Raw genomic sequence first — 22,459 nt, forward strand, 5'->3', positions numbered from 1 at the left:
TTTTTCCGATTTAATTTTTTACCCTTTTTGTTAGAATGATCCCACAGATGAGCCTCCTCAAGCCCGATGTCATTCAACGTATCCGTACTGCTCGGAATATTTTGTTTCTTACGGGAGCCGGGATTTCTAGCGAAAGTGGGATTCCTACCTTTCGTGGCGAGGATGGGTATTGGAAAACGTATAAAGCAGAGGAGCTAGCCACACCGGAAGGATTCGCGAGACATCCCGAAATGGTTTGGGAATGGTATGACTGGAGGCGGGGGATATGCCGCGAGGCCAAACCCAACGAAGGCCACCTAACTATCGCAAAGTGGCAATCATCTTCTCCGTTTGTCAATCTCATCACACAAAATGTAGATGGCCTTCATGCAAAAGCGGGGAGTAAAAATCTTCTAGAAATCCATGGCAATATTTTTCGTGCACGTTGTACCCACTGCCATGCTAAATTCCATTTAAACGAGGATGGATATGATAAGCCAGGCCTCAAATTTTGTATGGAATGTGAATCTTTGTTACGCCCAGACATTGTTTGGTTTGGAGAAGGTTATGACAACAAACTCCTCACCAAAGCTTGGGAACAAAGTAAAGTGGCCCATGTGGTCTTTGTGATTGGCACTAGCGCCAATGTCTCAGTTCCTGCAAACTTGGCTCTAACTGCCATTCGCAATGGGGCACTCGGAATCGAAATCAATCCGGAAACCACATCACTCACTCCTTCCATACAACTTCACTTTGGTGGAAAATCGGGTGAAATCCTTCCTGAAATTTTTAACGAAGTTTATCCAGAGGGAATACCGAAGTAAAATAATGACTCGTATCCTTAAATTCTTTTCTGAAAAACTTGCGCTTTCATAAAATAAAGACATACAAATCATTGAATATAATCAAGAGAATTATATGACCACAATCATCCTACTGATCCTTTCCAATATCTTTATGACCTTCGCATGGTATGGCCACTTGAAGTTTGCCAAGTCCAGCAATATGTTTTATATCATTCTCTTTTCTTGGGGGATTGCTTTTTTTGAGTATGTGCTTATGGTTCCGGCAAACCGGATTGGATATTCTGTTTATAAATTTGAAGGGTTCCAATTAAAAATCATCCAAGAAGTGATCACTATCTTTGTGTTCATTCTGTTCGCGACTCTCTTCCTGGGAGAAAGGCTCAAATGGAATTATATCGTTAGTTTTGGACTGATTCTTCTTGCGGGTTATTTTGCGTTTGGTTTTGGAAACAAATCAAACGGTCACTAAGAACTGAACTAGAGCTTCTGCGATTTTTTCTTTCGGCAGTGGTCCAATTTCTTTCTCCAATCCCTTGCCACTAAAGATACGAACGCTAGAATCCACTTCTCCAAACCCTTTGCCTGCACCCACATAGTTTCCCACAATGAAATGAAGCCCTTTTTTTGTTAGTTTGTCTTTCGCATATTTTTCTAGTTCTCTTGTTTCGGCAGCAAAACCAACACGAATCGAATTCTCTATTTTGTGTTCTGCGACAAATTCAGTGACTTGTTGTAATACATCTGGATTTTCTTCTAACTCAAGAAGAAGACCTTTCGTTCCTTCGGAAGTTTTTTCTTTTTTAATTTTATGTTCTGCGGTCATGATAGGGCGAAAATCCGCAGGAGCCGCCGCCATCACAAGCAAACTATCGTTAGTAATCTGAGACAAAACAGCATCTCGTAATTGGATGGTGGTTTCCACTTCTATATTGAGTTTGGCACCTGGGACATTGGCATATCGTTCCAATGTATTTCCGTGGATGTAAATCACTTCAACAGGATATAACAAAAAGGACTTAGCAATTTCATAACCCATTTTTCCCGAAGAGGCGTTGGAAATATAACGTACAGGATCAATCCATTCCCGAGTAGGGCCAGAGGTAACGATCACTCGTTTGAATTTTAGGTTCATGAATTTGTTGTATGGAGTTTGATAATTTGTTCGGTAATGGATTCCACCGTGGCAAGTTTGCCGTATCCTTCATCCCCACAAACAACGATACCTTTATCAGGTGAAACTATAGTCACACCATCTTTTTCCAAGGTTTTTAAATTTCTTTGGACTGCAGGATGTAAATACATTCCTGGATTCATAGAAGGTGCAACTAACACAGGCGAGGTACAAGCTAAATAAGTGGAAGTGACTAAATCGTCAGCAATTCCATTTGCCATTTTTCCTATGATATTAGCGGAAGCAGGAACTACGGCGAGAACGGAGGCAATGTTTTTGATTTCGATATGCGCCATACCTGTATCAAATTCATCCACTCTTACAGGTTTTCCTGTCAAAGCTTCGAAGGTAATTTTTCCGACAAATTTGGTAGCATTGGAAGTCATGATCACACGGACAGGGTATCCTTGTTTGGTAAGTCCTCTTACCAAATCACAAGCCTTGTAAGAAGCTATGGATCCTGAAACCGCAATCACAATTTCTTTCATCTACCTGTCCTCGTAAGAGAGCTCCCTCTCCATTTCAGAATCATTATCTTCTTCTAGTTTCGGAGTAAACAAAATGGAGATGATCTTATTTCCTTCCATTTTCTTTACTTTAAGACTTCCCTTTTTAATTTGAACGATGCTACCTTCTTTCGGCATATCTTCGTTCTTTTCCATAAAATAACCAGCGATGGTCCGAACTTCTTCCATATCCGAAGGTTCTTCCCCTTCTAAAATATCGGACAAACTAGAGAGTTCGGTTTCTCCATCCAGAGTAATGGTTTTGGTTTTTCTATTCTTTGAAGTAACATCCACTTCATCTGTGTCTGTTTCATCTCGAATTTCACCAAAAAATTCTTCAATAATATCCTCTAAGGTAAGTAAACCGGAAACTCCACCATATTCATCAATGACAATCGCCATGTGTTGTTTTTTCTCTCGAAGTTTGGTCATCACTCGTTCAATGGACATAGATTCTGGAACTTTCACAAAATCTTTTTCCATAATCACGGTGATCTTTTCTTTTTTGCCTTTCGCTAAAAGATGGGCTGCTTGCCATTTTAAATATTTCTGTACATGGACAATTCCCACAATACGATCCAAAGTTTGATCATATACCGGGTATCTTGAAAAACTATGTTCTGCAATGAGGGGAAGCATCTTATCTATCGTTGACTCTTGCGAAATTCCAATGATAGAAAGTCTATGTGTCATTACATCTTTGGCAGTATGTTCAGAAAAATCAAAAGTCTTTTGGATGAGTTGCATTTCTGCATTATCAATCCGACCTTGTTTCCTTTGTTCTTCGATGATGATCATCAACTCTTCCGCAGAGTGAACATACTTATCACCCGTACGTTGTAACCGAAAGATTGTGAGAATTCCTCCTGCCAAACGATTCATTACGAATGTGACAGGGAAAAAAAGATAATAAAACAACCACATAGGAGCAGACACTCCAAGAGCAATTGCCTCTGTGTTTTGGATGGCAAGTGTCTTCGGAACCAGCTCTCCCAAAATCACATGAAGGAGTGTGATGAGAGTGAAAGATACTCCAATAGAGATGCTATGGATGGTAACAAGATCCAATTCAATATGAAACATATGAAGGAATCCTGAAACAACACTGGCAAACAAAGCCTCGCCGATCCATCCAAGGAGTAGGCTTGCGACGGTGATTCCCACTTGGCAAACCGATAACATATCATCAATTTTTGAGACGGCCTTTTTGGTAAGATGAGCCATAGCTCTGTTTTCTTTGACGAGCTCCTCTAGGCGAGAGGGGCGGATGGAGACCATAGCAAACTCTGCTGCTACAAAGAAACCATTGACAAAGACAAGAAGGAAGATGAGAAAGATGCCGATTATTTCCATAGAAACTCGAGCACCACTAAAGTATTATGATCAGGGTCCATTGCGTATGAGGAATAGAATTAAGTATTTTGGACCGATCTCCCAGTGTCGCCTACAATTTGGCCCATTTTTGCCGGAAATAAAAAGGAAATGGAATTCTGTCCAAAAGATTCTACGCTAATTATGTCACTCTATTGGGCGGTTGCCTGGATCCAGACCCCATCTTCCCGATAACGTGCTGGATCGGCAAGACCAGAAACGGAACTTGCATCCAAAACAGGGAGGGTAGGAAGGTATCCAATTTTTTTTGTACCCGATCGAAACCAGAAATTCAACCATTGGTAGTGCCAAGAATAATCCGACCAGGACTTTCCAAGAACGCGTTCGGTATACACTACCATTTTAGGAACCGTGCGGTAATCAATCCGGCGAAATAGTTTTAGAAAAGGAATTTCTTCCAAGGTTCCAGCCTCTGACTTACAAGACCAAGAAAGATTAGTGACCGAGCTCGCCGAACCGGTATTTGCTGGAAAATCCCAAAGATGTAATCTTTCTTTTTCTTTTAAAATACGAGAACCTTCAAAATAAGCAGTCTCCACAAGATTCATACCCTTTCCTTCCAAAGAACGCATGTTTTGTGGACATTTCCAAGAAAATACATTCATTGGTTTCTGCGCCTCCGTTTGCGGAAGAAAAGAAAAGAAAAAGATAAACCCGGTCTCCTTCATTTCTTTTTTGAGGGATCGCATCAAACTAGCACCTGACTCATTCAAATAAATTTGTATATTGTCCGCATCTTTGCTGGAATTTACGAGTTCTCTTACCGAATCAATGGCATCGGAAGAGTCAGGTCTTTGGGAACGAATCACCTTCCAACTGAGTTGGTTGCGTTTGGATTCCCTTGGATTGAAGGTGAAAAGATAAAACTCTTCTTTGTAAGGTAATAAAAGGACAGTCGGAAGTTTAGCAGATTCTAAATTACGTACGGACTCTTCTTCATTTTTTCTTTGGATTTGACTTTCCGTTTCCCGACTATCCGCATAAGTAGAATCAAAAAACTTAGATTCCCGAGCAGTAGAAAAACCAGAGAGGTATTGGAATTGTTTGTCCACAAATTGGATTTGGAACAAAGAATGGGGACTTCCCTTTCCAGCACGAATCCATTTTACAGCATTATATTTGTAAATAGAATCTAAAAGTCCCCAAACATCGTTGTCATCCCGCAAATGGCTGAGAGCATATTCAAAAAATAAATCAGTAGAAAACGCAAGTGGACGGTAGTTGCGAATATAATACAAATCTTCATAAATATTATTTTGGAGGTAATCTCCGACGCCATCCCGAATGTTCCCATTGACAGGGCCTTTTTTTCCTGAGGCTGTATGGGCAAACACAAACCCAAAGTTACGAAGAAATTCTGCGGCATAAAAATTATTTTCTTCGTCTAAAATTCCCCTACTCTTTGTTAACTCAATAGTAGATTTACGAAATTCCTTTCTGTAAATTTGATTATAACCTTGTAAAATGGTTGCTGCATATTCCAACCGCCTCCATTTTTTTTCCTGAGCCATATAAATGATTTCATCTGTCATTCTTGATGACAACTCAGGATTTTGATCCATTAACATCTGGGAAATTCTAAGTTTAGGCCAAATATCTGCTTCTGTTAGTTTTTCTGGATCTTTGATTTTTTGTAGGGCTTTTAATGCAGCCTCTGGCCCACTCACTTTATATAAAGATACGGAAATTAAATCCTTCACTCCAGTAATGGACATAGGTTCATTCAAAAATGGATGGTGGATGTCTGATGACCAATTACTCAAATCCAACTTTAGATAATAATCTAAAGATTTTTTATAATCTTTTTGGAAATAAGCAAGAGCACCTAACTTTACATACACCCGATTTAAGATAGAAGTTTTTTTCCCTTTAGCAGATCTAAGAAAGTTTAACAAAGATTCTTCGGCTGCCGAATAATCTCCACCAAGGATTTGAAAAAAAGCCATCCTTTCGTTCGAATTTTCGCCAACGGAACCATCTGCGATTTTTTCCAAATCCATAATCATTTTTTGTAAATGGATTCCTTCTCTAACAAATCCTAAAAATGCGAGTTTGGCTGGAAGATCTTCATCGATTCGGTCCAAAAGAGGAATCCATTCCAAATTCGCATCCTCAAAAAATGGAGAACTAACGCGCATAATGTTCACAAAATGTTTATGCATATCTTTTTCCTTTCCAGAAGGAAGGTCGATATAGTATTGCAAACGGAAAACACGGCATAGGGAATAGTAAGGTTTTGTTTTCTGGCAATCCATACGAATCATGGATTTTTTTTCATCTTCCCCAGCTTGAAACAAATTGGTTCGCATGTTTTTTGCTAGGTTGCGAAAGTAAGTGTTGGGTTCTTTTTGAATGTAATTATCGAGAATTTTAATCGCTTGCACTTCTTCGCCTTGCGATTGTTTCCAAAGAGAAGTCAGTAAAAAATCGGCAAAAGCATACTCTCCTTTTTTAGTCCGGAGGTCATACAGAATATTGGCGATTCCTACTTTGTCTTTTTTACGAAGGTAATATTCCCCTAACATGAGATAGTAGTCGATCTCTTGGATTTGGGACATTCCTTCCGGGTTCTTAAATCGAAATTCGTCCCTCGCATTTAAGATTTCTTTCCCTTGGACAAAGAGTTTGGAGGAAGACCCAGATACCACCCAACCATGATTTCTTTGGGATTGGCCCCATAAATTTCCCGCCGGAAATGCAGAAATACAACATAGAAAAATAGAAAGTGACAGGCGATTCAACATCGTATCCATTATTCTTTAGGACCAATCGTTTTGGTCAAGTGACATAACAATTCATGGCAGAAAGTTTCAACTACCAATCCATTGTGGAAAGTTTTGACGAATTTTTAATCTATGTAGATCCCTTTTTAGAAATTCAATTTTCTCGCACTTCCCCCAATCTTTATTTGCCACCTGACTCGATCTCCACTGGGAAACATATCAACGACCTCCATATCATTCCAAGAGATGCACTGATCCTAACCAACCTTTGCCAGGAAACATTAGCAAAACGAACCCCTTTCCAATTCACAACCAGTCTCCTCGGAAATCCCTTTCGAATTTCAGGAAGGTATTTAGAATTTAAAAACATACCGGGAGTGATCCTCCGTGGGGAACCAAACTTCAGTATCGAAAATGTAATTTTGGATAGCGGACCTTATGTGATCTTTCGATTTAAATTTGATACGGAGTTTCTAACCACATATGTATCTCCCAATGTTTCGCTAAATCTTGGATACCAGGCAGGTGACTTTAAAAAAGGGATGTTAAAACCAGATGACCTCATTCATCCCGATGACAAAGAAAAAACACTGGCCGAAGAAAAAGAACAAATCAAAAACAAAGTCCGCACCTACCAAAGAGAGTATAGATTTCAAAAACAAGACGGAACTTATATTTTCGTTTCCGACTATAGTGTTGTCAGTTTCTTTAACTCCTATCCAACAGAAAAAATTTCTTATCTAATTGATATCACAGAAAGAAAAGACAAAGAAATAGAAATCCTAAAACAACGAGATGAATTAGCAAGGGTCAAACTACTGTTTGAAGAAACGAATGCCGCAGCCAATGTGGGTGCTTGGGATGTCGATTTGGTAAATCATACACTTTTTTGGGCAAAAGAAACAAAACGTATCCATGAAGTTCCTGATGATTATCTCCCTGATTTAAAAACTGCTTTCGATTTTTATCCATTAGAATCACATCGCAACATGTTACTTGAGGCATTCGACAATGCGGTAAACAAAGGAACTTCCTATGATTTAGTTCTACAAATCAAAACCAGATTAGGCAAACTGAAATGGGCAAGAACTATCGGACATTCTGTATTTAAAGATGGGAAATGCATTCGAGTATTTGGAAGTTTTCAAGATATTACAAAAAACGTTGAATTAGATATCCAAAAGCAAGAGGCTCTTGGGAATTTAGAAAGCATTCTTGATGCAACCACCCATGTAACTATCATTGGAACTGACACGAATGGGATCATCACACACTTCAACAAAGGTGCAGAATTCCACTTACAATATAATGCTGAAGAAGTGGTTGGGAAAACCTCTCCCGCAATTTTCCATAAACCCGAAGAAATACAAACACGTTCAAATGCTCTTTCCAAAGAATTTGGAGAACTCATTACCGGATTCGATACTTTTATATACAATGCAAAGTTAGGTGAATTTGATTCTCACGAATGGACTTATGTCCGCAAAGACAAAACTGAATTCCCCGTACAACTTGTAGTCACTGCAAGTAAAAACAAAAAAGGAGAAATCACCGGATACTTGGGGATCGGAATTGATATTTCAGCTCATAAAGCCACCGAAGAAGCGTTACGTGCTAGTGAGAGCCGTTGGCAATTTGCTTTGGAAGGGTCTGGGGACGGGATTTGGGATTGGAATGCGATGACAAACAAAGTTTTCTTCTCTAACCAATGGAAAAACATGTTAGGATATTCAGAAGAAGAAATAGGATCTGACATTTCCGAATGGGAGTCAAGAGTTCATCCCGCAGACAAACCAAATTATTTTGCAGATTTAGACAAACATTTTAATGGAGAAACGTCTATTTATGTAAATGAACATAGAATGTTATGTAAAGACGGATCCTATAAATGGATTTTAGACAGAGGAAAAGTCATTGAGTGGACAGAAGACGGAAAACCACTCCGGATGATTGGAACTCACTCGGATACAACCGAACGAAAACTACTAGAAAATGCCCTCATTGTTGCTCGCGAAAATGCAGAAAAAGCCTCACAAGCGAAATCAGACTTTCTTGCCAATATGAGCCATGAAATCAGAACACCTCTCAATGGTGTGATTGGTTTTTCCGATCTTCTTATGCGAACTGATCTCAATCAGGTGCAAAAAAAATACATGGAAACAGTGTATCTTTCGGCAAGTTCATTATTAGACCTTATCAATGATATCTTAGATTTTTCCAAGATTGAATCCGGAAAAATGGAACTCTATAAGGAAAGAATCAATATTTATGATTTACTCCATCAAATTGCGGAAATCGTAAAACACAAAGCATACGAAAAAGGTCTTGAACTTATTCTTAATATTTCGCCAAAGGTTCCAAGAAACATTTTTGTAGATTCCCTTAGACTTAGACAAATCCTTTTGAACTTAATTGGAAACGCATTGAAGTTTACTTTAAAGGGTGAAATCCAAATCAAAATTTCTGCAGAACCAAAAGATAAAAATGAATATGAATTACTCTTTGAAGTGATTGATACAGGAATTGGAATTAGTCCCGAAAATAGAAACAAAATTTTTGAAGTATTTTCACAAGCTGATACATCCACCACACGTCAGTTCGGCGGAACTGGCCTTGGATTATCCATCTCTAGTAAACTTTTAAATTTATTTGATTCTAAAATGGAACTAGAATCCGAGCGCGACAAAGGATCTCGTTTCTTTTTCAAAATTGTAACTCTTGCTGACAACGAAAGGAACATGGAACCAGAGCTTGGCGAAATCAAAAAAGTTATGGTTTTAGATGACAACGAAACCAACTTATTTGTGATCCATGAAATGTTAGCTTACAAAGGAATCCAAGTTGATAGTTTCCGATCACCAAAAGAAGCCCTAAACTCAATCTCTTTGGGGACTTTCTACGATGTAGTGATTTCTGATTTTAATATGCCGGAAATGAATGGTTTAGATTTCATTGAAAAACTTTTAAAAATTGTAGAATCAAAAAATTTACGAAAACCTTTCCTCTCTCTTCATACATCTTCCAATGACGAAAACATTTACAAAAGAGGAAGAGAACTCGGGATACAGTCTGTCCTCTTAAAACCCATTCAAACAAACATCTTGTATGAAAGTTTGGACAAATTGATCTCAGGCAAAAGTTCGGAAGTAATCACACCTAATTATGAGCCAGTTCATCCGATTGTTACGAATGAAAAAATTAAGATCATGATTGTAGAAGATAATCCAGTAAACATGATGTTAACTAAGGCGATTGTCCAAAAATCCCTACCGGGAACTATCATCATTGAAGCGGAGAATGGAGCTTTGGCAGTCGAAAATTTCATCCAAACAGATCCTCAACTTGTTTTTATGGATGTCCAAATGCCAGAAATGAATGGTTATGATGCTACAAAAGCCATTCGAAAGTTAGCAAATGGAAAACTTGTGCCAATCATTGCGCTCACCGCTGGTACTTTGTCAGGTGAAGAAGAACGTTGCCTCGAATGTGGAATGAATGATTATATATCTAAACCAGTGGTTTTGAAAACTATATCCGAAAAGATGAAACGCTGGCTTCAAATCGTTTAGACTGCTAATCTACTGACCAATTTCCACAATATACCACACAAAATTTGACTCTATTTTTATAGAAACAATCGATTCTCGTTTTCGGAACATAGAAATGGATCATCAGTTAATGATCCATTTCCGAAAAAGAGGTCATTTATGGCAGAACAAACCCAACACGCATTGGGAGATTTAGCCGCTCGCCAACTGGCAAATACGGTAAAAACAAATGCACAATATGGTGCAATCACCCCGCGCTTTTTAGTCAGGTTACTTGACTGGGAACCATTAGAGGCTGGGGTTTTACGTGTCAACCGAGTTAAGTCCAATACACAAGTTGATGTTCTATGTGGTCAAAAAGGAGAACAAGAACTTCCAGAAACATTTGTTAACTACGAAGAAAAACCTCGCGAATACACTCTCAGTTTAATTTCTACAATCCTTGATGTACAAACAAGAGTCTCTGATTTATATAGTTCTCCACATGAACAAATTAACGAACAACTTCGGTTAGCCATTGAAAGCGTAAAAGAAAAACAAGAACTCGAACTAATTAATAATGAAGATTATGGACTATTAAAAAATGTTCCCACTCACCAAAGAATTAGTACAAGAAAAGGTCCACCTACTCCTGATGACTTAGATGATTTGATTACAAAAGTTTGGAAAGAACCTTCTTTCTTTTTAGCACATCCTTTAGCGATTGCCGCTTTTGGTCGTGAGTGTACAAGAAGAGGAGTTCCACCGGCCACCGTTACCATGTTTGGTTCTCAATTCTTAACTTGGAGAGGACTCCCACTCATACCTACTGACAAACTTCTTGTGAATGGTGAAACAAATCCAAAATCAGCGACTGGAACTTCTAATATCTTACTTCTTAGAGTCGGTGAAAAAAAACAAGGTGTTGTGGGACTTTTCCAATCAAATTTACCAGGGGAACAAACTCCAGGCCTTTCGGTTCGCTTTATGGGAATTAACAGATCTGCCATTGGTTCGTATTTGATTTCTCTTTACTGCTCCGCAGCCATACTTACGGACGATGCCATAGCGGCACTAGACAACGTAGATGTGGGAAATTATTATGAATACAAATGATCCGAGTTTTCTAAAACTTAACCCGGATTCAATCACAGATGGCATCGGTGCGAATTTTCCTGATGAAAGGTCGCTCGAAAAATTGGCTCGGGAAATGTTTGGCGTATTGCAATCATTTGGCGGAAGTAATATTCCCACAAATGTTTTGTCTTCTCAGAATGTTCAGAAAGAGAAATTACCTTACTTAGAAGATTTGAAATTAACGGAAACAGGTTTTTCCTACTCCGATTTTCAATCATTCCCAACCACCAACATACCACAGTCAGGTGGCGGAAACATTGCTTCAGCAAGAAGGGACTTTCCCATCCTAACTGAAACTGTCAATGGAAAACCGTTGGTTTGGCTCGACAATGCGGCAACCACCCAGAAGCCAACTTCCGTGATTGAAAGGTTATCTCATTTTTACTTCCATGAGAATTCCAATATCCATCGTGCGGCTCATACTCTTGCTGCAAGATCTACTGATGCTTATGAAAAAGCTAGGTCTCTTGTACAAGGATTTATCGGAGCGGGTAGTGTAGAAGAAATTGTTTTTGTGAGAGGAACCACGGAAGGAATCAACCTCCTTTCCAACATCCTCTCCGACAAACAGATCCAAGCTGGTGATGAAATTCTAATCACCCACTTAGAACACCACGCAAACATAGTTCCTTGGCAGATGGTCTGCGCGAAAAAGGGTGCGAAGTTAAAAGTGGCTCCTGTGGATGATTCGGGACAAATCATTTTAAGTGAATACGAACGACTGTTAAATTCTAAAACAAAAATCGTATCGATCACACAAGTATCCAATGCTTTAGGAACAGTGGTTCCTGTGGAAGAGATGACAAGGTCGGCTCATAAAGTGGGGGCTCTTGTGATAGTGGATGGAGCTCAGTCTGTCTCTCATATGCCAGTGAACGTACAAGAGATCGACTGCGACTTCTTCGTGTTTAGTGGTCATAAACTTTTTGCCCCTACAGGGATCGGTGTGGTTTACGGGAAAAAAGCCATCTTAGACAGTTTGCCTCCCTGGCAAGGAGGAGGGAATATGATTAAGGATGTCAACTTTGATCACACTACTTTTCAAGAAGCACCTTTCCGATTTGAAGCAGGAACCGGTAACATTGCAGATGCGGTCGGACTCGGAGCTGCCATTGAATATCTAAACAAGTTCGGGATGAAACAAATTTCTGCATTCGAACACGATCTATTGGAATATGGCACCAAAGAACTGTTAAAGGTACCAGGACTTCGTTTGATAGGAACTGCTAAAGACAAAGCAGGTGTTTTATCGTTTGTGGTGGATGGATTCAAAACGGAAGAAATTGGAAAACGATTGGCTGAAGAAGGAATTGCTGTACGAGCAGGTCACCATTGTGCGCAACCGATTTTGCGAAGATTTGGATTGGAATCCACAGTGAGACCATCACTTGCCTTTTACAATTCTTGTGAAGACATTGATGCACTGATTCGAGTGTTGTTTCAATTAGGAAGTCGGAACCGGATTGGAATTTAGTTCAAATAGTAAAATCTAGTCCCTGGATTTCGTTCGAACTTCTCACTCTCACTTCTGATTTCTGATACACAACGGAATACGGAGGAATGCTTTGGGTAATCCAGGCATTTCCTCCGATGATTGACTGTTTGCCGATGACAGTTTCTCCACCTAGGATTGTAGCTCCCGCATAAATCACCACTCCCTCTTCAATCGTAGGATGACGTTTTTGTTTCGCCAAAGACTTGTTTACCGATAAAGCTCCGAGAGTGACACCTTGGTAAATTTTTACGTTGTCGGCAATTTGCGTAGTTTCTCCGATCACAATCCCCGTTCCATGGTCCATAAAAAAAGCTCTGCCAATTTCTGCCCCCGGATGGATATCAATTCCAGTAGCTTCGTGAGCCACACCCGATAGAAGTTTAGGGAAAATGGGTAAGGAAGATTTAAAAAAATAATTTGCCACTCTGTGGACAGCACCAGCGTAAAACCCCGAATAGGCGAGAATTACTTCATGGATACTTTCAGCAGCCGGATCTCCTAAGAAGGCAGCTTCGGCATCTTCCCACATCCATTGGTACAAACCAGGAAGTTTAGCAACAAAGTTATGCAGAATATCATCCAATGCGACAACACGACCAAACTCTCTATCCGCATAAGAGGCATAAGGTTCTAATAGATTTTTCCAACGGATACGAAATAGTTCCAATTGATCCATGATTTGGTCCTTGGAGGAAAAATTACGCTCCGAATGGTATCCAGAAAATAGAATCGAAAACAATTCTTCTAAAAAGCGGCTGGCCACTTGTTTTCCGCCTACTACGGATTCAGGGATGGATTGGCGATTCAGTATGGATGTATAAAATTCGCCTTGTCCGTTCGATAACATTTCACTCTATTAAGAAGTTTTGTTGAAATCAGTGAATTCTAAAAAAGAGGGGACTACAAAAACCAAATCAAAGTCGATAAATCAGATGTACATTCAAGCCAAAATATTGAATGAGATTGTCCATTTGACCCTATTTCCATCTCATGGACATTGTGCTAGTCTCTGTTTCCAAACTTTCCAAAACCATCGGCGAAAAAAAACTCTTTCAAAACCTTGATTTCTCTATTAGTGAAGGAGAAAAACTCGCCATTGTTGGGATCAATGGTTCTGGTAAATCCACCCTACTTCGAGCCATCCTCGGCAAAGAAGAAACGGACTCCGGCCAAATCATCAAAAATAATAATCTCAAAATCTCCATCCTTGACCAAAATCCTGTTTTTGATCAGAAGGAAACCATCCTCGATCATATCTACAAAGGTGATAACAAACTAGTCAAAACCATTCGCCAGTATGAAGATATCTGTGACCGAATGAGTGAAGGTGTCGAAGGACTCGATGATGAGTTTACCGAAATTTCCGGGGAGATGGACAGACTGTCCGCTTGGGATTATGAACAACAAGTTAAGTCCATATTAAAAGAATTAGGTGTTGAAAAGTTAGAAAGAAAGATGTCTGAGTTATCAGGAGGGATGCTTAAAAAAGTAGAACTCGCAAAGTCTCTCATCGACGAAAGTAATTTACTCATTTTGGATGAACCGACAAACCACTTGGATGTAAAATCAATTTTATGGTTAGAAGATTATCTGGCAGGCCTCGACAAAGCCATCATTCTCATCACTCATGACAGATATTTTTTAGATCGGATTGTGAATAAAATTTTGGAACTCGACCGTGGCAGTCATTTCCTTTATGAAGGGAACTATTCTATTTATTTAGAACGAAAAGTAGAAAGAGAAGAAACCCTCCAAAAACAAGAAGATAAAATCAAACAATTTCTCAAACAAGAAGTGAAGTGGTTGAAACGCCAACCCAAAGCTCGTTCCACAAAACAAAAGGCACGGATTGAACGTGCAAGCGAACTACAAAATAGAGAAAAACGCGAAGAACAAAAAGATTTAGAACTTAGTGTTGCAGCCAAACGCCAAGGGAAAACCATTTTAGAAATTCATAATCTAAAGAAGGCCATTGCTGATAAATTACTCATCAACGATTTTACTTATACCTTTAAAGCCAAAGAAAGACTCGGTGTGATTGGACCCAACGGTATTGGGAAATCGACTTTACTCAACTTAATGGCAGGCCGCATTACGCCTGATAGTGGGTACATCAAACCTGGAATGAATACAAAAGTTGGTTATTTTGACCAGACAAGTTCGGAACTTCCCCTCGATCGAAATGTTCTCGATTATATCAAAGACGTTGCCGGTGAGATGATAGAAACCGAATCGGGTGAAAAAATCTCTGCGGCAAAGATGTTGGAACGATTTTTATTTGATGGAAAGTTGCAATACACACCGATCGCCAAACTATCGGGAGGCGAAAGACGTAGACTTTTTCTTGTGCAGATCTTAATGACTGGCCCGAACTTTCTCATCTTAGATGAACCGACCAATGATTTGGACATCCAAACACTTTCTGTTTTAGAATCCTTCCTGGATGAATTTCCAGGAACCGTTGTGATTGTATCGCATGATCGTTACTTTTTAGATAGAACGGCTGAGAGCCTACTTATCTTTCGAAAGGAAGGAAAACTAGACCACTATATAGGAACCTTCTCTTCCTTTTTAGAAACAGATACTTTGGAATTAGAAAGTGAACCTAGTTCCCCAAAACAGACCGTAGTTCCCCAAGTGACAACTACAACGGGGAAACCACAAAAATCCAAACAAGACCAAAAGAAACTCTCGAAATTAGAATCTGAAATTGCGAAGTTAGAGTCCACAAAACTAGAATTAGAAAAGAAATTAAGTACATTCGCAAATGATCATACCGAACTAAGCAAAATAACCGAAGAAATCCAAAAGATAGAGTCGGAAATTCTTTACAAAATGGAGGAATGGGAAATGCTTCATTCCGAATGAAGACAGTCCTATATACAAGAATTTTTATTTGGACACCCATCATCTTTATTGGGTACTTCATCTCAGCTCAGATTGGTTTTAAAATTGCCTTTTTAAATAGCCAAGTTTCTCCCGTTTGGCCCCCAGAAGGCGTAGGCCTTGCATCACTTCTTCTCCTTGGTCCGGTTGCCTTACCTGGAATTTACTTAGGAGCCACACTTGCTAATTTTTTTAACAACCCTCATTTACCTACAGCATTTATTATCGGAATTGGAAATACCCTTAGCAGTTATATAAACTACAGCATCATCAAACGAGTCACAGAAAAAAGTGATCCTATCTATTCTACAAAGGATTTAATTTATTTTCTAAGCATTGGAACCTTTCCTGGATCTCTTGTGAGCACTGTGCTCGGTGTTACCAGTTTATGGTATTGGGATTTTTTATCTTCAGACTTATACTTCAATGTATTTTTTACTTGGTTCTCAGGAGAGATGTTGGGTTTTCTCATTGTTGCTCCCCTACTTTATGTTTGGTTCCATCCCAAAGCAAAACTAAAGTTAGAACTACGCAAACAAATCGAACTGCTACTTTGGATCATTTTAGTGTATATATCGGGCTCTATTGCTTTTAGTGACGAGTGGCCCTTACTTTTTTTACCCATTCCTTTTGTCATTGTCACAAGCATTCGGTTTCGTCAGTTCGGTGCCACACTGGCAACTGTTGTCCTCGCATTTACCGCTGTGACACTGACCATTGAAGGAAAAGGTGTATTTGCAAGGCGTGATGCGAGCGGACTTTCGATCAATGACTCACTTATCTTTTTAGATGCCTTTTTATTTTGTATCAGTGGGATTGCTTACTTTTTGGTAACGGCCACGAGGGAAAGAGAAAGAGCACAACTCGCATCGTTAAGATCCTTACAAGTTCTAAATGAACTGAAAGAAAAAGCCAATGAAGAATTGGAACAAAAGGTATTGGAAAGAACGGCAGTCATCGAAGAACAAAGATCGGAAATCGAAAAACAATTGGATATGGCAAAACGGATCCAAGAATCCCTTTTTCCTCAGAAAGAAGTTTTTCCTGAAGGTGTGGAAATTCTTTTCAAGAACATTCCCATGATGAAAGTGGGTGGTGATTTGTATGATATTGTTTGGAAACCCGAAAAATTCGAGTTAGGTGTTTTTATTTGTGATGTTTCTGGTCATGGAATTCCGGCAGCCCTACTCAGTGCCCTTGTCAAAACCTCCCTTGACAAATGGAAAGAAGACCCCTCCAACCTAAAAGAAAATTTAGAATCGATTCGAAACCAAATCATTCCCAATCTTCGGGAACATTTTGTAACGGCTAGTTTACTTCATTTACATACAGATTCGGGTAAACTTCGTTTTGCTCGTGCAGGACATTTTCCTCTTTTTATCATTCGTTCTTCCGGTGCCATGGTAAGTTTAAAACCTATGGGAAGAATCATCACTCCTATCTTTGCTATTCTTGCCGAAGAAGAAAAATTCCAACTGGAACCAGGTGATTTGATTGTGATGTTAACCGATGGCCTAACAGAAGCGAGAGCCCCGGACTCTTACCAAATGTATGGAGAAGAAAGACTCCTCCATTTGATTCGTGATATGAGAAAAAAACCTCTGATAGAAATTAGAGATCAGGTTTTTCAATCGGTCATCCAACTTTCTGGAGGGATCACGGCCATCCAAGATGATTTGACCTTTGGACTCATTCGTTATACGGGCGTTTGACGATTTACTCCTTCAAAGGAGGCTCTAGAAATTCTTCTATACAAGGAAGTAGGATCTCTGATCTTTCTTTTTCATTCATGGGACCAAGTTCTCCACCTCGAGGAATGACAGATTTTTCATAATCAGCGTAATTTACATTAGAAACCATTTCGATGATTTCTATTTGAGCTGTGTTGGTTTGACGAAGGTAAGCACCGCAAGAGATAAAGGAACCGAGAGATGTATTCTTTTTTCGATAAAACAAAATCTTATAGGAATCTGGATAGGGAGAATAACTACGCAATCGCTGCGGGTATTGTTCTTTCTTCGCTAGGATCCAACCATGGATATCCATCCCTTCAGGTAAAGTTACCGGATTTTTGGGATACACTCTCTTTTCTGGTGGCAAGAGGCTCGCACATCCCACCAAAAGAAAGGCGGAGAGAAACAGGAATAGAAAAATAAAACATAGCAAGGAACAAATCGAACGCGAGATGGCATTCTATTCGGACAGATTGTACGGAAAGGCACAGTTGAGTCCGAAGAGAGTTGGTAAAGATTCAAATTTCCCAAGATCTATAACCTCCACTTTCCTGGGTTCCCCATATTATGGTATCTACCCGCAGGTACATGGAGGGGATTGTGACCGCCACCATGGTGGGGAGATTGGAAGGAAGACCGTCCCCCATTGTAGGGGTAATTGTATCCATTCCCGTTTTGGTATTGGTATGGATAGTGGCGGAAGTTCTGTCCATTCCCACCGCGATATCTGTCATTATAGGGATCGTGTGCGAAAGAAGATGTCACACATCCTCCGCCAAGAAGACCAACAAAAAACAAGGAGCAGAAAAACCTAATGAGTCTTTGACGGTTAAGCTTTTCCACGGATTCAAAATTGATTCTGTTCATCATGAATCCAGTATAGGTGAGATAAAACATTTCTCCAATGGAGGGTTTCCGCAATTGCGGTGATCACCTATACGAATGGTTTCTGTTGGATTAAAATCACAAAAGGCTGGGGAAGAAATATTATGTCTCTTATGCGCCCTTGATGGGGAGGAGGCGTCAGCCGTCCGAAGGACCGAAGCGAACGCGGAGTCCGGACCGAGCAAGGAAAGGCGCCCTAATTCGTTCTTGTTTCCCTCCTAATAGTTAAAAATGATGGAAAAATAAGTTAAATTTTCCGCAGGAAGTGTGCCCATCCATGGCAAATATCTATTACGACGACAGTTGCGATCTAAATCTCCTTAAAGGTAAAACCATTGCAGTGATTGGCTACGGAAGCCAAGGTCACGCCCAAGCTCAAAACATGAAAGATTCTGGTTTGAAAGTCATCATCGGACTTCGCGACGGATCCAAATCAGTAAAAGAAGCAAAAGAAGCTGGTTTTGAAGTTTTCAGTGTTGCGGAAGCCGCAAAAAAAGCAGACATCATTCAGATCCTCGCTCCGGACACCATCCAAGCTGACATGTATAAGGCGGACATTGAACCGAACCTTAGCGAAGGGAAAGCTCTTGTATTCTCTCATGGATTTAACATCCATTATGATCTCATCACTCCTCCGAAAAACGTAGATGTGTATATGGTAGCACCAAAAGGTCCAGGACATTTGGTTCGCCGTGTTTACACAGAAGGTGGTGGAGTTCCTTGCCTAATTGCGATCTACCAAGATGCAACAGGCCAAGCAAAAGCACGCGCCCTCGCTCACGCCAGTGGAGTCGGTGGAGGAAGAGCAGGAATTTTAGAAACCTCTTTCCGTGAAGAAACTGAAACTGACCTCTTTGGAGAACAAGTGGTTCTTTGTGGTGGTGTTGCCAACCTCATTATGAGTGGATTTGAAACTTTGACGGAAGCTGGATACGATCCAGAGATCGCTTACTTCGAATGTTTACATGAAGTGAAACTCATCACTGATTTGATTTACGAAGGTGGCCTTGCTCGTATGCGTTATTCTATTTCTGATACAGCAGAGTATGGAGATTATATCAGCGGACCACGCATCATTGATGCAGGTGTGAAAGCTCGTATGAAGGATGTACTTACTGATATCCAAAAAGATAAAGGGGCAGCGTTCGCTAAACGTTGGATGGCCGATACAAAGGCTGGATACCCTGAATACAAAAAACTCAAAGAAAAAAATGCAGCCCACCCTATCGAAGCCGTAGGAACAAAACTACGTTCTATGATGAAGTGGCTTGCGAAGTAATTTTTAAGGTAACAACAGTTTAAGTCTAAAGAAAGGAAGAAGGGATTTTATATGAAAGTAACACAAAAGATAGTACTCGCAGCACCAGCACGAACTCCTTTTGCTCAAATTGGCAAGGCGCTCTCACAGTATTCTGGCCACCACCTCGGAAAAATCGTAGGTGAAGAAGTAATGAAACGCAGTGGTTTGAAACCTACTGATATTGACGGTGTGATCGTTGGAGAAGGATTTTCTAACGCACCTAACTCTGCACGTGTGATTGCCAACTTACTCGGACTTCCGATGGAAATTCCTTGCCTTACTGTTGCCAACAACTGTGTATCTGGTTTGGAAGCAGTTGCTGAAGCCACTCGCCGCATCATGCTTGGCGAAGGAAAAGTATTTCTCGTGATTGGTGAAGAGTCACAAACTTCTATGCCATTCGTTGTGAAAAATGCACGCCTTAACAAAAAAACAAACAGTTTGGATGCTCTTACTAAACTTCTTCCAAATGATCTTCCTGAAGGTGTAGAACTTCGTGATACATTAGAAGACGGACTTGGTGATGGCGAAACATCTTTTGGAATGCAAGTGACTGCAGAAATCCTCGCACAAAACTATGCGCTTCCACGCGAAACACAAGACAAAGTAGCTTACGAATCTTTCAAACGTGCATTTGATGCCACACAAGAAGGTCGTTACAAACCATACATTATGGAAGTAAAAGACGATGAAGGAAACATGTTACAAGCTGACGAAGCAGTCCTTCTTCGTGAAGGTCTTGTGAAAAACCCTACTCGTATGGGTCGCGCGATGTTACTCTTTGACAACCCTCAAATGAAATTTGACCAGTTCAAAGAAAAATACAGCAAATACTTAAAAAAATCTCATGGACCGACTCTTTCCATCTTCAATGCAAGCCCACGATCTGATGGAGCGGCTGGGATCATCGTAGCTTCTGAAGATGCAGCTAAAAAACTAGGTTTAGTAGCGAAAGCTTATGTAAACGGTTTTAATATGCGCGGTGTGGATCCAAACCTAATGGGTCTTGGCCAAGCAGAAGCAACTGTAGCTCTTCTTGGAGAAACTGGTGATAAAATCGAAAACATCGACATCATCGAAATTCACGAAGCATTTGCTGCCACAGCAGTAGCGGCTCTGGAAGAAATCAAAATCAGAACTGGTCTTGATTGGGAAAAGAAATTTGATGAGAAAAAAATCAACCCGAACGGTGGATCTATCTCCATTGGACACCCGTTTGGTGCTACTGGTGTGAGACTCCTTCACAACGCCATCATGGACTTTGAAGAAAACAAAGACGTGAAAAAGGTGCTAGTGACTGCATGTGCACACGGTGGGATCGCAGGATCTATGATCGTAGAAAGAGCATAATCGAATTTAAAATTCGAATTTGTTTTTATCGAAAGGTCGATGGAAAAGCCAAGGGAAACCTTGGCTTTTTTGTTTTATTTATGAACCATAAGGCTTTATCAGCTACCTTAAAAAGTGAGTGGAATTTACTGCTTACTTTCAGAATGAAGTCTCAAGAAAACGTCCTGAAATCCAATTAGAATGGGTATTGGAAACTTTTTATTTTCCAGAATACAAGAAAATTCAGGAAGACGGAAGGATACGACTTTGGAAATGGATTGACCCTGTAGGAAAATACCTTAGAGTCATTCTGTTAGATGATCGATTTACTATCCACAATGCATTTTTCGATCGAGGTTTCAAACCATGAAAGTTACCTATTATTCAGAAACAGATTCCCTCTATATAGATTTAGCCACTAAGTCCGCTTATGAAACCAAAGAAATTTCGAAGGATATCAATATCGATTTAGATGAAAAAGGAAATCCTGTCGGTATCGACATTCATGGAAATGCTTCCAAATTTGTTGATTTGTCAGCCTTTGCATTGGAGAAACGATAAATTTCTAAGTAACTATTTTCTTTAACTAAAAACTCTGCAACGATTACCAGCCTTGGGATACATACGATGTTGTATGAGTGAAATCCTTCCTTTTTAACAAACCTTATCAGCTCACGGCAAAACCCTTTCTAAATCCAAACTCTGCAAAATAGTGAACTTATTTGAAAAGATTTTTGTAAATAACAGAAAGGAATTGTGAAAGCGAAAAGGGTGTGGTAAGAGGAGCGTATTGGGTGGCGGGTCTAGTTCCCCACCCTAGTCAGGGCGGGGATACAAGATTCACAATCCTTTTTTGACAGAGGGCTCAAACCATGAAAATTCAAGAAGAATGTAAAAGCAGGTTTGAATCCTTAATCTCCAAATACATTGACAGAAACTCCACATTCGCTCAATCTCTTTGGGAAGAGATTCAATCACACTACTCAGAGCCCCACCGCACCTACCACAATCTAAACCACCTCTACCAAATGTTAGGGGAATACGATTCGGTATCTACGGAATTACAAGATCCGGAGATCACACTCTTTGCTTTATTCTACCATGACTTAATTTATGACGTCTCTTCGAAAACCAATGAAGAAGAAAGTGCAAAGATCGCCAAAGAAAGATTATCCGAATTGAGAATTGCAACCGAACGGATTGAAACTTGTATAGAAGAAATTTTAGCAACCAAATCACATAGATTAGGTGACAGATGCCACCCAGATACCTCTTATTTTTTAGATATTGATATATCAATTCTCGGGAGTGAGGAAATCAAATACTACGAATATGCGAAAAACATTCGCAAAGAGTATTCGATTTTTTCCCGCGAAGATTACCAAAAAGGGCGAATCCAAGTATTGGATCACTTTGTTGAAAATATTCGCCTCTTCCATACAGATTTCTTCTTTGACAAATATGAAATCAAAAGCCGCCACAATGTGAAATTAGAGATCCATAGTTTACAAAAAGGTGAACTTATTTAAAAAGAATTTTTGGTTTTGCAAAAGGGATTTGAAAAAAGCAGAAGACCGTGGTAAAAGGAAT

19 protein-coding genes are annotated in these 22,459 nt (G+C 39.8%); 12 read left to right on the forward strand and 7 right to left on the reverse strand.

Annotated features, from left to right (window positions below):
• Window positions 1–47 precede the first annotated feature (47 nt).
• Window positions 48–803 (forward strand): SIR2 family NAD-dependent protein deacylase, encoded by a 756-nt coding sequence (locus JWG40_RS18115; protein WP_205287168.1) that lies wholly within the window; start codon window positions 48–50, stop codon window positions 801–803.
• A 94-nt stretch (window positions 804–897) separates the two neighbouring features.
• Complete coding sequence (locus JWG40_RS18120; RefSeq protein ID WP_205287169.1) at window positions 898–1,254, forward strand: DMT family protein; 357 nt, start codon at window positions 898–900, stop codon at window positions 1,252–1,254.
• On the opposite strand, the gene JWG40_RS18125 is transcribed toward JWG40_RS18120, so the two are convergent.
• From JWG40_RS18125 to JWG40_RS18140, 4 genes are all read right to left on the reverse strand, one after another.
• Complete coding sequence (locus tag JWG40_RS18125; RefSeq protein ID WP_205287170.1) at window positions 1,240–1,917, reverse strand: phosphopantothenoylcysteine decarboxylase domain-containing protein; 678 nt, start codon at window positions 1,915–1,917, stop codon at window positions 1,240–1,242. The two genes, JWG40_RS18120 and JWG40_RS18125, sit on opposite strands and share 15 nt — an antisense overlap.
• Entirely contained in the window at window positions 1,914–2,444 is a 531-nt protein-coding gene (locus JWG40_RS18130; protein ID WP_205287171.1) for a phosphopantothenoylcysteine decarboxylase, read from the reverse strand. The genes JWG40_RS18125 and JWG40_RS18130 overlap by 4 nt, the downstream gene beginning before the upstream one ends.
• Entirely contained in the window at window positions 2,445–3,815 is a 1,371-nt protein-coding gene (locus JWG40_RS18135; RefSeq protein ID WP_205287172.1) for a hemolysin family protein, read from the reverse strand. It lies immediately after the preceding gene.
• A 170-nt stretch (window positions 3,816–3,985) separates the two neighbouring features.
• On the reverse strand, window positions 3,986–6,598 hold the full coding sequence (locus tag JWG40_RS18140; protein ID WP_232369481.1) for a hypothetical protein: 2,613 nt from the start codon (window positions 6,596–6,598) through the stop codon (window positions 3,986–3,988).
• 53 nt (window positions 6,599–6,651) lie between these two features.
• Between JWG40_RS18140 and JWG40_RS18145 the strand changes: the two genes are divergently transcribed.
• The 3 genes from JWG40_RS18145 (at window position 6,652) to JWG40_RS18155 (ending at window position 12,715) form a co-directional block, all read left to right on the forward strand.
• Window positions 6,652–10,146: a PAS domain-containing hybrid sensor histidine kinase/response regulator gene (locus JWG40_RS18145; protein WP_205287173.1), complete on the forward strand. Its 3,495-nt coding sequence runs from the start codon at window positions 6,652–6,654 to the stop codon at window positions 10,144–10,146.
• A gap of 138 nt (window positions 10,147–10,284) precedes the next feature.
• Window positions 10,285–11,220, forward strand: coding sequence for a family 2A encapsulin nanocompartment shell protein (locus tag JWG40_RS18150; protein ID WP_205287174.1), 936 nt, complete (start codon window positions 10,285–10,287; stop codon window positions 11,218–11,220).
• Window positions 11,207–12,715: a family 2A encapsulin nanocompartment cargo protein cysteine desulfurase gene (locus tag JWG40_RS18155; protein ID WP_205287175.1), complete on the forward strand. Its 1,509-nt coding sequence runs from the start codon at window positions 11,207–11,209 to the stop codon at window positions 12,713–12,715. The genes JWG40_RS18150 and JWG40_RS18155 overlap by 14 nt, the downstream gene beginning before the upstream one ends.
• A 1-nt stretch (window position 12,716) precedes the next feature.
• Here the strand turns inward: JWG40_RS18155 and epsC are convergent, their stop codons facing one another.
• Complete coding sequence (epsC, locus tag JWG40_RS18160; RefSeq protein ID WP_205287176.1) at window positions 12,717–13,583, reverse strand: serine O-acetyltransferase EpsC; 867 nt, start codon at window positions 13,581–13,583, stop codon at window positions 12,717–12,719.
• A 143-nt stretch (window positions 13,584–13,726) separates the two neighbouring features.
• Here epsC and JWG40_RS18165 point away from each other — a divergent pair, with 143 nt between their 5' ends.
• Window positions 13,727–15,604: an ABC-F family ATP-binding cassette domain-containing protein gene (locus JWG40_RS18165; RefSeq protein WP_205287177.1), complete on the forward strand. Its 1,878-nt coding sequence runs from the start codon at window positions 13,727–13,729 to the stop codon at window positions 15,602–15,604.
• Entirely contained in the window at window positions 15,601–17,334 is a 1,734-nt protein-coding gene (locus tag JWG40_RS18170; RefSeq protein WP_205287178.1) for a PP2C family protein-serine/threonine phosphatase, read from the forward strand. The genes JWG40_RS18165 and JWG40_RS18170 overlap by 4 nt, the downstream gene beginning before the upstream one ends.
• A gap of 4 nt (window positions 17,335–17,338) precedes the next feature.
• Here JWG40_RS18170 and JWG40_RS18175 read toward each other — a convergent pair whose 3' ends face one another.
• Together JWG40_RS18175 and JWG40_RS19975 are read right to left on the reverse strand one after the other, a co-directional pair.
• Window positions 17,339–17,722: a hypothetical protein gene (locus tag JWG40_RS18175; RefSeq protein WP_205287179.1), complete on the reverse strand. Its 384-nt coding sequence runs from the start codon at window positions 17,720–17,722 to the stop codon at window positions 17,339–17,341.
• A 167-nt stretch (window positions 17,723–17,889) separates the two neighbouring features.
• The gene (locus JWG40_RS19975; protein ID WP_232369482.1) at window positions 17,890–18,120 is read right to left on the reverse strand and encodes a hypothetical protein; all 231 of its coding nucleotides are present in this window, start codon (window positions 18,118–18,120) and stop codon (window positions 17,890–17,892) included.
• 397 nt (window positions 18,121–18,517) lie between these two features.
• On the opposite strand from JWG40_RS19975, the gene ilvC reads away from it, so the two are divergent.
• The 5 genes from ilvC to JWG40_RS18205 all read left to right on the forward strand — a co-directional run bounded on the left by ilvC (window position 18,518) and on the right by JWG40_RS18205 (window position 22,398).
• Entirely contained in the window at window positions 18,518–19,519 is a 1,002-nt protein-coding gene (gene ilvC, locus JWG40_RS18185; protein WP_205287181.1) for a ketol-acid reductoisomerase, read from the forward strand.
• A gap of 51 nt (window positions 19,520–19,570) precedes the next feature.
• Window positions 19,571–20,890, forward strand: a complete 1,320-nt coding sequence (locus JWG40_RS18190) for a thiolase family protein (protein WP_205287182.1) — start codon at window positions 19,571–19,573, stop codon at window positions 20,888–20,890.
• Between the two features lie 118 nt (window positions 20,891–21,008).
• Window positions 21,009–21,239 (forward strand): hypothetical protein, encoded by a 231-nt coding sequence (locus JWG40_RS18195; protein WP_205287183.1) that lies wholly within the window; start codon window positions 21,009–21,011, stop codon window positions 21,237–21,239.
• Window positions 21,236–21,430, forward strand: coding sequence for a DUF2283 domain-containing protein (locus tag JWG40_RS18200; protein WP_002978788.1), 195 nt, complete (start codon window positions 21,236–21,238; stop codon window positions 21,428–21,430). The genes JWG40_RS18195 and JWG40_RS18200 overlap by 4 nt, the downstream gene beginning before the upstream one ends.
• 311 nt (window positions 21,431–21,741) lie before the next feature.
• Window positions 21,742–22,398, forward strand: coding sequence for an HD domain-containing protein (locus JWG40_RS18205; protein ID WP_205287184.1), 657 nt, complete (start codon window positions 21,742–21,744; stop codon window positions 22,396–22,398).
• Window positions 22,399–22,459: the final 61 nt, after the last annotated feature.

This window comes from Leptospira abararensis, assembly GCF_016918735.1.
Lineage (GTDB): Bacteria > Spirochaetota > Leptospiria > Leptospirales > Leptospiraceae > Leptospira_A > Leptospira_A abararensis.